The 13,151-nt window shown below is 47.0% G+C and carries 12 protein-coding genes; 9 read left to right on the top strand and 3 right to left on the bottom strand.

Annotated elements, in window-relative coordinates:
• Nucleotides 1-90: 90 nt before the first annotated feature.
• Nucleotides 91-639, top strand: coding sequence for a DinB family protein (locus tag AB4124_RS30410; protein ID WP_441975144.1), 549 nt, complete (start codon nt 91-93; stop codon nt 637-639).
• 122 nt (nt 640-761) lie between these two features.
• On the opposite strand, the gene AB4124_RS30405 is transcribed toward AB4124_RS30410, so the two are convergent.
• Entirely contained in the window at nt 762-1,223 is a 462-nt protein-coding gene (locus AB4124_RS30405; RefSeq protein ID WP_339273026.1) for an OsmC family protein, read from the bottom strand.
• A gap of 246 nt (nt 1,224-1,469) precedes the next feature.
• A complete protein-coding gene (gene mscL, locus AB4124_RS30400) occupies nt 1,470-1,865 on the bottom strand; it encodes a large conductance mechanosensitive channel protein MscL (protein ID WP_076323299.1) in 396 nt (131 codons plus the stop codon).
• Between the two features lie 226 nt (nt 1,866-2,091).
• Here mscL and AB4124_RS30395 point away from each other — a divergent pair, with 226 nt between their 5' ends.
• The 6 genes from AB4124_RS30395 to AB4124_RS30370 all read left to right on the top strand — a co-directional run bounded on the left by AB4124_RS30395 (nt 2,092) and on the right by AB4124_RS30370 (nt 10,138).
• A complete protein-coding gene (locus AB4124_RS30395; protein WP_179090642.1) occupies nt 2,092-2,232 on the top strand; it encodes a hypothetical protein in 141 nt (46 codons plus the stop codon).
• A gap of 114 nt (nt 2,233-2,346) precedes the next feature.
• Nucleotides 2,347-3,843 (top strand): Lsa family ABC-F type ribosomal protection protein, encoded by a 1,497-nt coding sequence (locus AB4124_RS30390; RefSeq protein WP_441975143.1) that lies wholly within the window; start codon nt 2,347-2,349, stop codon nt 3,841-3,843.
• Nucleotides 3,844-4,293: 450 nt separating this feature from the next.
• Nucleotides 4,294-4,668: a VOC family protein gene (locus tag AB4124_RS30385; protein ID WP_430107450.1), complete on the top strand. Its 375-nt coding sequence runs from the start codon at nt 4,294-4,296 to the stop codon at nt 4,666-4,668.
• 158 nt (nt 4,669-4,826) lie between these two features.
• Entirely contained in the window at nt 4,827-5,954 is a 1,128-nt protein-coding gene (locus AB4124_RS30380) for an NAD(P)/FAD-dependent oxidoreductase (protein ID WP_441975142.1), read from the top strand.
• Nucleotides 5,955-6,462: 508 nt separating this feature from the next.
• Nucleotides 6,463-9,651 (top strand): bifunctional cytochrome P450/NADPH--P450 reductase, encoded by a 3,189-nt coding sequence (locus AB4124_RS30375; protein ID WP_441975141.1) that lies wholly within the window; start codon nt 6,463-6,465, stop codon nt 9,649-9,651.
• Between the two features lie 115 nt (nt 9,652-9,766).
• Nucleotides 9,767-10,138 (top strand): winged helix-turn-helix transcriptional regulator, encoded by a 372-nt coding sequence (locus AB4124_RS30370; RefSeq protein ID WP_213647220.1) that lies wholly within the window; start codon nt 9,767-9,769, stop codon nt 10,136-10,138.
• 77 nt (nt 10,139-10,215) lie between these two features.
• On the opposite strand, the gene AB4124_RS30365 is transcribed toward AB4124_RS30370, so the two are convergent.
• Complete coding sequence (locus AB4124_RS30365; RefSeq protein WP_441975140.1) at nt 10,216-10,779, bottom strand: NAD(P)H-dependent oxidoreductase; 564 nt, start codon at nt 10,777-10,779, stop codon at nt 10,216-10,218.
• Nucleotides 10,780-11,110: 331 nt separating this feature from the next.
• Between AB4124_RS30365 and AB4124_RS30360 the strand changes: the two genes are divergently transcribed.
• Complete coding sequence (locus AB4124_RS30360) at nt 11,111-11,926, top strand: ZIP family metal transporter (protein ID WP_339273047.1); 816 nt, start codon at nt 11,111-11,113, stop codon at nt 11,924-11,926.
• Nucleotides 11,927-12,128: 202 nt separating this feature from the next.
• A complete protein-coding gene (locus AB4124_RS30355) occupies nt 12,129-13,088 on the top strand; it encodes a DUF4097 family beta strand repeat-containing protein (RefSeq protein WP_441975139.1) in 960 nt (319 codons plus the stop codon).
• The last annotated feature ends 63 nt before the right edge of the window (nt 13,089-13,151 follow it).

Here is a 13,151-nt window from a genome sequence, read left to right as displayed (position 1 = left end):
TTGACATTGGATAGATGATGTTTTATTATGTTTATAAATAGATAGACATATTTAAATAACGTTTATTATTTCGATGAATGGAGGGGCGTAATGGAGGATCGACAGTATTCACCTGATCCGACCGGAGTCATTCGAAGTACTCTTGATTTCCAGTTCCAAATCGCTTGGCAGTTGCTCGACTTGCATCTCACGGGGCTTCAAGATGAGGAGTTTCATTGGCGACCTGCTTCGAAGGGACTCCACGTTTACCGTGAATCTGGAATCTGGCTAGCGGAATGGCCGGAATCCGAGGATTACGAGATTGGCCCGCCGAATATATCTTGGCTGACATGGCATATCACATACTGGTGGTCTATGGTACTGAATCATTCGTTCGGCAGCGGGGCATTGGCCCGTGAAGACATCCATTCTATGGGTAACATCCAAGAGACTAGACATAGAATAAATGAATTGAGCAGCGAGTGGAAACGTGAAATGTCGGCTTTGACGGACGAAGCGTTCCTTTCTACGGAACGAACGTTATGGCCTTTCGCGGATAAGCCTTTTCATGAATTGGCAGCCTGGCTAAATCTGGAACTGATGAAAAATGCGGCTGAGATCGGTTACTGCCGTTTCCTTTATGCCGTTTACAAGAAATAATACATTTATCCATGGACAATACGTCGCTTAATGATATCCGGATGAGTGCCTTTCATAACGATGAAAAATTAAGGGCTGCTAAGTTGCTTGGTGCAACGTGGCAGCCCTTATATGTAGATTAATTAAGAATGAGCCACTTCGTTCTCAATGACGATGCGATTTAGCTTCACATTTACTGGCGCCGCTATCGTATCGCCCACAGGGCATTTACTCTCCAGAAATTCAACAAACTGCTCAACATTCTCGGGGGACGAAGGGGTCTTGATGTAGAACGTGTACCGAATATCGGAGTATCCAGGGCGTACGTCAGAGCGATTAAAGAATCCATCCAGGTCAAGGTCGCCTTCTACATCAACTCTGAAATCTTCAAGGATCACATCGAATTTTGGAGCATAAACACGGGCCACTATCGATTGGCATGCCCCCAGGGAGGCCAGCAGAGCTTCAACGGGGTTCATTCCGGTATCCGTACCTCCAAGGCTTTTCGGCTCATCGATAACTAACTCGAACTGCCTTACATTAGTAACAACTTTTACCCCTTCTTGCAAATGGGCCGTTGCTTTGAACGTTTGAACACTTGGCATATAGCACATCTCCCTTTTTTAGGACAGCCCCATACGGCGTGGGTGCTCTGTCTCTATATTATAAACTATACTATTTTACTAGGTTTAGTGTGAATTATAATTCTATTTAGCATGATCTGTCAATAGAACATGAATAGAACGATATGACGGGCGTTTGTTATTCCCATGCGAGGACCTGGAGGAAGGCAAAAAAAAGAGAGTATGTTCTCATATCGAAAACACACTCTCTAGATCGGTACCCTATTATTATTCGGAAGCCTTATTTTGTTGTTTCAGCAAATCGCGAATTTCAGTCAACAACAGTTCTTCCTTCGATGGAGCCGGTGGTTCTTCAGCTTTAGTATCTTCTTTGCGTTTGAAGCGGTTCAGTGTACGGATGAACATGAAGATCGAGAAGGAGACGATCAGGAAGTCCACGACCGTTTGAAGAAATACTCCATACGTCAGGGTTGCATCCCCGATCGTCGCCTTTAGCCCTGATAGATCCACTCCACCAAGCATCAATCCAATCACCGGCATAATGATATCGCTCACCAAGGAGGATACGATTTTGCCGAAAGCAGCACCAATGATAACCCCAATGGCTAAATCGAGCACATTACCCTTAAGCGCAAAGGTTTTAAACTCTTTTAATAAATTCATAATAAGTCACCTGCTTTTCAATCCAAAATGTAGGCGGCATTTCATCTACCACTCGAAATATCCTATCAGCAACTAGTGAAATGCGCAAGATCGTTAAGTTGTATCTTTTTTACGGAAACGTAGGCGATACGCCGCTTGCCATATACAGATTGACCAATAGGTGGCATTCATGTTAAGTTTATAATATTCGCACAATAACGGGATCGAATGAAGGAGGGATAAAGCGATGACTGAATTAGATGTTGTAGATGTTCATGTGAACCTGTCGATACTAGGAAGCATTAGACAAGGTTCACACCATAACCAATCAGATACCGGAACTTTATCCTTCTATACTTATATGCAGGCAAGTTTAGCGATAGCTTGATCGTCGCTTGTTTCTTTATGGTATAGTTGGCAAAGATAAGCGTAGAAAGCACCGGGTTCTGGTGTTTTTGCGCTTTTTTTCGTTCTGAAATTTTACCGTAGAGGAATGATGAAAATGTCATTAATCCAAGTTTCAAACCTTTCGTTTGCTTATGAGAGCAGTTTTGATCCGATATTCGAACAAGTGAGCTTTCAAATCGATACCGATTGGAAATTGGGATTTACCGGAAGAAACGGCAGGGGGAAAACCACGTTTCTCAATCTGCTGCTAGGCAAGTATGAATACAGCGGGAATATCTCGGCCTCCGTGAGCTTCGAATATTTCCCTTACCATGTCGAGAACAAGGAGTATCTCACTCTGGACATCATCGAGGAGATCTATCCGGAGTATGTTCATTGGCAAATCGTGCGCGAACTTAACTTGTTAAAGGTTTCGGAAGATGTCCTGTACCGGCCTTTTGTCTCATTATCAAGCGGAGAACAGACCAAAGTGATGCTGGCTGCGTTGTTTATCAAGGAAAATCGCTTCCTCTTGATTGACGAACCGACCAATCACCTGGATATGCATGCGAGAAAATTAGTCAGCGACTACCTCAGCAAGAAAAGCGGATTTATTCTGGTGTCGCACGATCGATCATTCTTGGATCATTGCGTAGACCACATCCTGTCCATCAATAAAACCAATATCGAGATCCAAAAAGGCAATTTTTCCGCATGGTGGGAAAATAAAAAGAGACAGGATCAATTTGAGCTTGCGAGTGACGAGAAGCTGAGGAAAGATATTAAACGTTTAACCGATTCTGCAAGAAGGACGGGGAATTGGTCGGATCAGGTGGAGAAATCGAAGAACGGCACCAGAAATTCAGGCTCCAAAGTAGATAAAGGCTATATTGGCCACAAGGCAGCTAAGATGATGAAGCGCTCCAAAAACCTAGAGCAGCGACAGCATTCCGCCATAGAGGAAAAATCGAAGCTCCTTAAAAATATCGAGAGCTCCGAGAATTTGCAGATGTTCCAACTGGATTATCACAAAAAACAACTGGTCCAGCTGGAGGATGTCTCCATTTCATACGGCTCCAAGACGGTGTGTGAAAACTTGAGTTTTACGATTGAAAAAGGGGACCGAGTTGCCCTCTCGGGCAAAAACGGTTCTGGAAAATCCAGTATCCTTAAGCTGATATGCGGAGAAGAGATGCAATACACAGGCCAGTTCAACAGGGATAGCCAGCTTAAGATATCCTATGTATCTCAGGACACGTCCTACCTGCAAGGCAGCTTGACGGATTATGCCATAAGCAGCGGGATTGATGAAAGCCTGTTTAAATCCATATTGCGAAAGCTCGATTTCTCCAGACTTCAGTTTGAAAAGGATATTTCGACTTATAGCGGGGGACAGAAGAAGAAGGTGCTGATCGCTAAAAGCCTTAGTGAGCATGCTCATTTGTATGTGTGGGATGAACCGCTTAATTTTATCGATGTGATCTCTCGCATGCAGATCGAAGAGTTATTGCTCGAGTATGCACCGACGCTTCTGTTCGTGGAGCATGATCGTGCATTTTGCGAGAATGTGGCAACGAAGTTCGTTGAACTTGATGGCCATCAAGTAACATAAGAAACAATAAGATCGTTATCCCAAAGAAGGAATGGGAGTATCAATTAGCTAGAATATGTTCCTTAATAGGAAATTACAAAAAAAGCTGTCCGCTAATTAGTTAGCGGCAGCTTTTTTACATTTCGTTGTGATATCAACTAAGACGTTCATCCAGTAAACCTAACCCTTCCAGTAGCCGGTCAAAACGGCGTGGCGATTCCATCCTCCAAAAGAGCTGAAGTGCCTTCAACCTTTCGCATATGCCCGAGTTCCATAAATCCGATGAAGCGGTTTCTCAATAATCGGGTTACATCCGAAATCGAGCTCGTAAAAAAATAAACCGTAATTTAATATAAATTCGCAATTGATAAGAAATATAAGTGCATCTGGCATGTTAAGATCTGAAGAGAAAAGACAATAATAGAAACAAGCTGGTTTTAACAGTTAATTAGGCGAGGAGTGTAACAATCGATGATTAGTAAAGTTGGTCAAATTATGGTGTATGTGAATAATCAGGATCAAGCCGTGAAGTTTTGGACTGAAATGGTAGGATTTCAAGTCATAGCTGAAGAGAATAACGGTGAAATGAGATGGATTGAAATTGCTCCAACGAAGGAAGCCGAAACGAGCATCATTCTTCATGACAAGGAGCTCGTAGCCAAAATGTCGCCTGGGATGAATTTGGGCACACCTTCTTTAATGTTTTTCACGGAAAATTTCGATGCGTTGCACAGCCATTTAACCAGCCATAATATCACCGTCGGCGAAGTGGTGAATTTGCCTTCCGGCAGAGTGTTCAACTTTGCGGATTATGAAGAAAACTATTTTGCTGTCATGGAAAAATAATAACCGATCAGATCAACCATAGATCGGATGGATGTGAAGTCGCCTATTTGGCGGCTTTTTTGTGTATTCTTTGGTATAACGCTTAGATGGTGGGCGTTATACTTTTTTCCTGCATTCGCTATAATGGATACAGTGATTGAAGGAAAGGGATGTCATGCATGAAGAAAGTGATCGTCATTGGATCGGGAATACTAGGGGCATCGACTGCTTATCAGTTAGCAAAAATGGGAGCGGAAGTTCTTATTATAGACCGCAAAGATAAAGGACAGGCTACGGATGCCGCGGCAGGCATTATCTGCCCCTGGCTATCGCAAAGGCGGAATCAAGCGTGGTACCAATTAGCCAAGGCGGGCGCGCGTTTTTATCCTGAGTTAGTGAAAGAACTCATCAGCGAAGGCGAGACAGAAACAGGCTACGCCCAAGTCGGCGCTCTTAGCATTCATGAGGATTTGGATAAAATCCGCAAGATGGAGGAACGGGCTCATATTCGGAAAACAGATGCCCCGGAAATCGGTGAGATTACCCGGCTGAATGAGGAAGAAACCCATGAGCATTTTCCTTTGCTCGGTGAAGGCTATCATTCCGTTCATATTAGCGGTGCCGCACGTATTGACGGTCGTGCGCTGCGCGATGCGCTGATCCGGTCTGCACAGAGGAACGGGGCCCAGCTTATAAACGGGGATGCCGCATTGGTATATCAAACAAATCGTGTAACCGGAGCAGCTGTCGGAGCTGATAGCTTCGAGGCTGATGAAGTCATTGTTTGTGCCGGTGCATGGGCTAATCAACTGCTTCAGCCATTAGGCATTGACTTTCAGGTGCGTTTTCAAAAAGCGCAAATCATGCATGTGCAGGCGGCTGACCAGCAAGATACAGGTGCCTGGCCGGTCGTCATGCCGCCTTCGGATCAATATTTGCTCTCTTTTGATGACCAGAAGATTGTGATCGGAGCGACTCACGAAAATGAAGTCAATGGCTACGATACAAGAGTAACACCCGGCGGTATGCAGGAAATCCTGAATAAAGGATTGGCCTTAGCGCCTGGTTTGGCTGACAGCACATTTGAGGAAGTACGAGTCGGGTTTCGTCCGTTCACACCCGGATTTCTCCCGGTTATAGGTGCTGTCCCTGGCTGGGAAGGCCTTATTACGGCAAACGGGCTGGGCGCGTCCGGACTAACGATGGGGCCATTTATCGGAAGCCAACTTGCAAAGATGGCGCTTGGAATGCCGCTGGATATCGACATTTATCAATATGATGTTCGTACAGCGATCGAAGAGAGTTGAGGCAAGGCGGTTAATCTGATCGGAGCACGCATTTCGCGGGGGGATCTCCTGTTAAGTGGATCATGTGAACATATGTGGACGGAGTGAAAACCCCAATTGAATATTGGATATATTGAAAGCCGCGAAATTCGCGGCTTTTTGTTGTTGAGGAGATTGTAGTCAAAGCCTGTTATACGGTAGATAATTCTGTGAACATTTACTGAAAATTTTCCTTCGCAAAGAAAATCAATGACTCAATACATTGCTTTTGTCGGAGGGTGATATTTTATTTGGTTTTATAGTCCTAAAGGACCTACGGCTGATATGCTGGAGATACATATCGTGATAGGGTATAGGCTAGGATAAGACAGCCATGTTAAGTAGAAACTAACGATACAGCCGTCAATCCTCCTTTTTTATGTTGAAATGACCGTATTACGATATTGGTCAGTGAGTACTGTATAGGGATTCACCAGTCCCAACAAAGGGACGCATTCTAAAGAAACAATGGATCATGGAGGGAGATCGAATGTCAGATACGAAGCAAGTACCTCAACCTAAAACTTACGGACCGCTGGGCAATCTGCCTCTGCTGGATTCCGCAGCTCCGGTCCAATCGCTTGTGAAGGTCGCCTCGGAACTCGGACCGATATTTCAATTTCAGTATCCGGGCGGACGCAGGGAGCTGTATGTCTCCGGCCACGAATATGTCAAGGACGCGTGTGACGAGAAGCGTTTTGACAAACGTATCTGGGCGCCGCTTCAGAATGTCCGTACTTTTGCAGGTGACGGATTGTTTACGAGCGCTACACATGAGCCCAACTGGAAAAAAGCACATAACATCCTGCTCTCCAGCTTTAGCCAGCGTGCGATGCAAGGCTACCATACGAAAATGGTCGATATCGCTATGCAGCTTATCCAGAAATGGGCTCGGCTCAACCCCGACGAAACCGTGGACGTTCCTGCTGACATGACGCGCCTGACGCTGGATACCATCGGCCTGTGCGGATTTAATTACCGGTTTAACAGCTTCTACCGGGAAGACAATCATCCGTTTATCGACAGCATGGTGCGGGCTCTCGATGAAGGCATGAACCAGCTGCACCGTCTGGGCATACAAGACAAGTTTATGATTAAAAAGAAGCGGCAGTTTCAGGAAGATGTTCAGGACATGTTCTCGCTCGTTGATGAGCTTATTCAAGATCGCAAAAAGTATGGCGGCGAAGAAGGGGACTTGCTTGCGCATATGCTGGAAGGTGTCGATCCGGATACAGGCGAGCGCCTGGATTCGGAGAATATCCGATATCAGATGATTACGTTTCTTATCGCGGGGCATGAGACGACAAGCGGATTGCTATCCTTTGCCATTTATTTTTTGCTGAAAAATCCGGATACATTGCAAAAAGCGGTAAGCGAGGTAGACCGCGTTCTGAAAGATCCCGTGCCGACTTACAATCAGGTTCGGGAGCTCAAATACGTCCGCATGGTTCTCAGCGAGTCGCTGCGCTTATGGCCAACGGCACCTGCTTTTTCGTTATATGCGAAGGAAGATACGGAGATCGGAGGAACCTATCCGATCAAGAAGGGGGATAGCGTAACGGTCCTGATTCCGGGACTGCATCGAGACTCCCGCGTGTGGGGAGACGACGTGGAGACGTTCAGACCGGAGCGTTTCGAAGATCCCAGCAAGGTGCCGCATGACGCTTACAAACCGTTTGGCAACGGACAACGCGCATGTATCGGGCAGCAGTTTGCGCTGCAGGAGGCAACCTTGGTGCTTGGTTTGGTGCTCAAATATTTTAAATTGATCGAAAACCAGTCGTATGAGTTGAAGGTTAAGGAAACCCTCACTTTGAAGCCGGAAGGGTTTCATATTCGAGTTCGAAGCCGTCAAGAGGGGGCCGCACTCTTGGTTCCGGGAGCAGGTAAGGCGGTGTCACCCGAGTTGGAGAAGCGGGAATTCGCCAAGTCGCCAGATAAAACGGCGACCAATGCCCATCATACACCGCTGCTCGCTTTATACGGGTCTAACTTGGGCACGGCAGAGGGAATTGCCCGAGAGGTGGCGGATACTGCGAAGCACCAAGGGTTCGACAGCCAGGTAGGTACGTTGGACGATTATGCCGGAAGGCTTCCGAAGGAAGGTGCCGTCATCATTGTAACCGCCTCGTACAACGGACAGCCGCCTTCCAATGCAAAAGTATTTACGGAATGGCTGGAGAATGCCGATGAATCAGAAATCCAGGGTGTGCGATATGCCGTATTCGGCTGCGGGGATCACAACTGGGCAAGCACCTATCAGTGGATTCCTCGTTTGATAGACGAACAGCTTGCTGTCAAAGGGGCTCAGCGATTGCTCACGCGCGGCGAGAGTGATGCCAGCGGCGACTTTGAGCGTGAAGTCGATGAATGGACAGAGCATTTATGGCCGGATCTGATGCAATCGCTAGGTCTACCTCTGAAGTCCGTCAATGAGCTGAAGCGCAGTACCTTGTCTGTCCAGTTCGTGCAGGGAGCGGCCGCCGTGCCTCTGGCAGAAACCTACCAGGCTGTAACCGGGCGCGTTGCTCACACCCGCAATCTGCAGCATGCGGACAGCGGAAGGATCACGCAGCATATCGAAATCTCGCTGCCGGCCGGAACGGATTATCGTGAAGGAGATCATCTGGGAGTGCTTCCGGTCAATCCGAAGACGCTGGTTCAGCGAGTTCTCCGAAGATTCAAACTGGACGCGGGGGCACACCTTATCTTGTCTGCTGAAGGAAGAAGCGGTGCGCATTTGCCGACAGGCATTCCTGTCCGTCTGGACGACCTGCTGTCCCGCAGCGTGGAGCTGCAGGAGCCGGCCACAAGAGCGCAGATTCGGGAGATGGCCGCTAGTACGGTATGTCCGCCGCATGTGAAAGAGCTTCAAGAGCTGCTTTCGGAAGATACCTATCAGGCTGAAGTGCGGGCCAAACGGATCACCATGCTCGATCTGCTGGAGCGGTATGAAGCCTGCGAGCTGTCGTTTGAACGGTTTCTCGAGCTCCTGCCTCCATTGAAGCCGAGATATTATTCGATTTCCAGCTCTCCGAAGGTTAGCCGGAATACGGCAAGCATTACGGTCAGTGTCGTTCGGGGCAGTGCTTTGAGCGGCCAAGGTGAATACAGGGGCGTGGCTTCCAACTATTTGGAACAATTGGAGACGGGGGCGGAGGTTCTGATGTTCATTCGTTCGCCAGAGTCGGGCTTTGCGCTGCCGGAGGATCCGGCAACGCCAATCATCATGATCGGACCGGGCACGGGTGTGGCTCCGTTCAGGGGATTCATCCAGGCAAGACAAGCGCTTCGAGAGGCGGGGCAGAAGCTGGGTGCTGCGCATCTGTACTTCGGCTGTCGGAATCCGGAGCAAGACTATCTTTACCGCGAGGAGTTTGAGCAGGCAGAGAGAGAAGGTCTGGTCACCCTGCATACGGCTTTTTCGAGGGTAGACGGTGTGGAGAAATGCTATGTCCAGCATTTAATGACACAAGACGGAGCGTTATTGCTGTCACTGCTAGAGGCAGGAGCGCAAATGTACATTTGCGGCGACGGCTCCCGGATGGCGCCGGAGGTGGAACAAACGCTGACCCGTTCCTATCAGGACCGACATGGCGTGAATGCAGAAGAAGCTGCCGCCTGGCTATCCGGGCTGGAAGCGTCGGGACAATACGTAAAAGACGTTTGGGCCGGATAATCACCATGACAGCGGGATTCGTCGTTCTATACATCTCCTTGCGATCCAGTACTGTTTTTATGTTAAGATGATCAGTACATGATAAATGGAACAGATTAGAAGGAGAGTGTGACTTATGCGCGAAACTGAAACCTGTGTTCCGACTGGCGTGAAACCACAAGACACCGGCTTTGGTTATACGTTATCCTTGATCGGCGGTAAATATAAAATGATCATCTTGTATTGGCTGTCTGAAAATAAGGTTATGCGGCATAATGAGCTGAAGCGAAGCATTGGTTCCATATCCTTTAAGACGTTAAGCGTCATGTTAAAGGAGCTGGAGGCAGATGAGCTAATCGTTCGCACGGAATATCCCCAGGTCCCTCCCAAAGTCGAATACACTTTGTCGGAACGCGGACTCTCCCTCATTCCTGTGTTACATATGATGTGCGAGTGGGGAGAGCAAAACAGTCCGCCGGCGCTGGAAGCTGTGCAGCTGGAAGCATGAGGTTTTGTTATATTCAAAGAAGTATTTCCTGAACAAGGAAATACTTCTTTTTTTAACGGCTTCATTTAGTTAACGCATCACAGGTTATCTATAAACTTTAAATAATCTTGTGCACTTGTATCCAATGCGCTAAGAGGAGGCGATAGGTCCATGTCAGGCGCATTACCGCCAGGAGCAGCCTCTTGCCCGTAAAACGCAAAGAACGAACGATAATCTGCATCGCAGTAGAGGAAGGTCGTCTCAAAAGGTGCTAGTATCTGTGCAAGCGTGTAGCGATACCTTCCGTCTTCCCGATAATCTTCTTTTTTTATGCCAGCCGAAACCGATAATCCAACTTTGCGTTTCTTTAACTTATCGCCTCCATTTGAACCGTAAGCCCACCCGTAAGCGAAAACCTCGTCAAGCCATTTTTTGAGGAGGGGCGGGCAATTAAACCAATAAATTGGAAATTGTAAAATAAGATTGCTATGCGATTCAATGAGCTGCTGTTCTTTTTGTACATCCATGTTTCCATCAGGGTAAACCTTATGCAATTCGTGAACAGTATACTGCTCCGGATATTTTTGGAGTTCTTCGACCCAGCGTTTATTTATGACCGAGGTTTCCAGACTTGGGTGTGTAACGATAACAAGAGTTTTCAAAGATTTGTCCTCCTTAAGAGCATGATTTATGTTCTTGAGTATAGATTGATTACTGCGATGATGTAAGTATGCACTTTTAGTACAGGTACTTACCAAAAGGTGAGTGTTGCGGAGGAAATAGTAGATTGTAAATTGTAGAGTTGCAGAAAATAAATAACAACCATAATTGCATTTTATGATATATAATAATTTGCACTGACTGCATTAAAACGATCTCCCGCGGGTACATAAACTCTAGATCACTCTCTGGATAATCGCTAAATGTATGTAAGGTCTATATTAGGAGATATTATCTGTATCATATTATTTTCATAAAAGGAGTCCTTGTTTAATGGTAGATTTTTTTATGAATTTTAATCCCATTATCCAAGCATTACTAGCCACCTTGTTTACTTGGGGAATGACGGCGTTAGGGGCGGCTGTTGTTTTTTTTACAAAAACATTGAACCAGCGCCTGCTGGATAGTATGTTGGGTTTTGCTGGGGGTGTCATGATTGCGGCCAGTTACTGGTCCTTATTGGCTCCAGCCATCGAGATGTCAGAAGGCAATGCGATCGGGAACTGGTTTCCGGCTGCCTTCGGATTTTTATTAGGCGGAATCTTTATATGGGGAATCGATAAGGTATTACCCCATCTACATCCCAATTCTCCGATCGGAGGAGCGGAAGGATATAATCCAAAAGTCAGAAAACGGAGTACTCTACTGGTACTCGCAATTACCCTTCACAACATTCCAGAAGGGTTAGCGGTCGGGATCGCATTTGGCGCACTTGCTAATGGAGGGACTGAAGCATCACTGGTAGGCGCTCTGACGCTGGCTCTGGGAATCGGCATTCAAAACTTCCCGGAGGGCGTTGCAGTTTCCATGCCCCTACGAGGCGACGGAATGTCTCAGCGAAAGAGCTTTTTCTATGGACAGTTCTCGGGTATGGTGGAACCGGTTGCCGCGGTAATCGGCGCAGTAGCCGTCGCCTTTATAGAACCCATGCTGCCTTATGCATTGAGTTTTGCGGCCGGTGCTATGATTTTCGTTGTAGCCGAAGAGGTCATTCCAAGCTCGCAAGAAAAAGGCAACAAGGATTTAGCGTCCATGAGTTTAATGTTCGGTTTCGTATTAATGATGATTCTTGATGTGGCGTTGGGGTAGAGACGAGAACAGCCAGCCGGGTACGGACTGGCTGTTTTTGCGTTCCAATCCGCAGGTGAGCGATACTGGACTTAGGTCGAGGTTCCCATCTCATTCGCGGGACCAATGATCAAGTCTCTAAATGGATGATATACTGAATAAGACATCAGGATTCGGCGAAGAGAGAGACAAAAAGGGACGACGGAAGGAATGAAAACACATTATGCAAAAGAAAACAGGTATATTGATCGTAGTGGCCGGCGTACTGCTGCTGTTCTTTACGATGAACCCGATGAACATTTTTTCGGATGTTCAATTCGGATTTTCCTTTGACACCAAGAAAATTAATGAAGAGAAAATAGTGGCCGCTGATGATTTTCGGGATTTGACCCTACAGACTGGAAGCACTGACATTGAAGTCACTAAGGGAAATTCAGACGAGATTAAGGTTCGACTGAACGGAAAGGTAAGCTCGAAAAATGTAGACCAAGTGAAATTGAAGGTCGAGCCAAACGGCGATACGCTGGTGATCGGGGTCGATGTTCCTGACGGTATTCAGTTTGGCATACGTATACTGGATATCGATTTATCGGTGGAGCTTCCGGAAAAGCAATGGGCAGCTGCAAACATTGAAAGTGGAAGCGGCAATCTCGAGATCGGTAGTATGCATGGAGATGAGGTCACGATCAAGGCAAGCAGCGGAAATGTTAATGTTCAGGATGTGAAGGCCGGCTCGCTGACGGTGCATACGGGCAGTGGTAATCTCAAGGCTAAAGAGATTGAAGCCGAGTCGTTAGCGTTAGAGTCAGGATCTGGAAATATATCGGCGGAACGCTATCATGCCACAACGCTGAACTTCAAAAATGGAAGCGGCTATGTTGAACTGAAGGACGGGGAGTCGGCCGTCCAAGGAAAGGCGGGCTCAGGAAACATACGCCTGGAGTCGGAGCGGTTAATCTATGATACCGACCTGCAAGCTGGAAGCGGGAACGTGACCATCGATCTGGTTCAAGAGCCTTCCTCTCTGGAAGTTGATTATCAAGGGAAGTCCGGTAATGGGAACATACAGTGGGACGGAATACGATATGAGGTAAAAGACGAAGGCAGGCTGAAGGGAACGTTCGGCAGCGGCGACGCAGTGCTGAAGGTTCGCACAGGCTCTGGAAACTTCAAGCTGGAATAAATCAGATCACAATAGATTAAATGATATGACGAGAAGGGGCCGTCCCAACAGTAGATTTAGTCG

It is taken from the genome of Paenibacillus sp. 2KB_20 (assembly GCF_052115765.1).
Taxonomy (GTDB): Bacteria; Bacillota; Bacilli; order Paenibacillales; family Paenibacillaceae; genus Paenibacillus_AQ.
This window is presented reverse-complemented; position numbering and strand designations above follow the sequence as displayed.

Bases quoted from the DNA above. Each gene is read 5' to 3' on its own strand.
- AB4124_RS30410 (WP_441975144.1), top strand. From the start codon at position 91: ATGGAGGATCGACAGTATTCACCTGATCCGACCGGAGTCATTCGAAGT.
- AB4124_RS30405 (WP_339273026.1), bottom strand. From the start codon at position 1,223: ATGCCAAGTGTTCAAACGTTCAAAGCAACGGCCCATTTGCAAGAAGGG.
- mscL (WP_076323299.1), bottom strand. From the start codon at position 1,865: ATGAATTTATTAAAAGAGTTTAAAACCTTTGCGCTTAAGGGTAATGTG.
- AB4124_RS30395 (WP_179090642.1), top strand. From the start codon at position 2,092: ATGACTGAATTAGATGTTGTAGATGTTCATGTGAACCTGTCGATACTA.
- AB4124_RS30390 (WP_441975143.1), top strand. From the start codon at position 2,347: ATGTCATTAATCCAAGTTTCAAACCTTTCGTTTGCTTATGAGAGCAGT.
- AB4124_RS30385 (WP_430107450.1), top strand. From the start codon at position 4,294: ATGATTAGTAAAGTTGGTCAAATTATGGTGTATGTGAATAATCAGGAT.
- AB4124_RS30380 (WP_441975142.1), top strand. From the start codon at position 4,827: ATGAAGAAAGTGATCGTCATTGGATCGGGAATACTAGGGGCATCGACT.
- AB4124_RS30375 (WP_441975141.1), top strand. From the start codon at position 6,463: ATGTCAGATACGAAGCAAGTACCTCAACCTAAAACTTACGGACCGCTG.
- AB4124_RS30370 (WP_213647220.1), top strand. From the start codon at position 9,767: ATGCGCGAAACTGAAACCTGTGTTCCGACTGGCGTGAAACCACAAGAC.
- AB4124_RS30360 (WP_339273047.1), top strand. From the start codon at position 11,111: ATGGTAGATTTTTTTATGAATTTTAATCCCATTATCCAAGCATTACTA.
- AB4124_RS30355 (WP_441975139.1), top strand. From the start codon at position 12,129: ATGCAAAAGAAAACAGGTATATTGATCGTAGTGGCCGGCGTACTGCTG.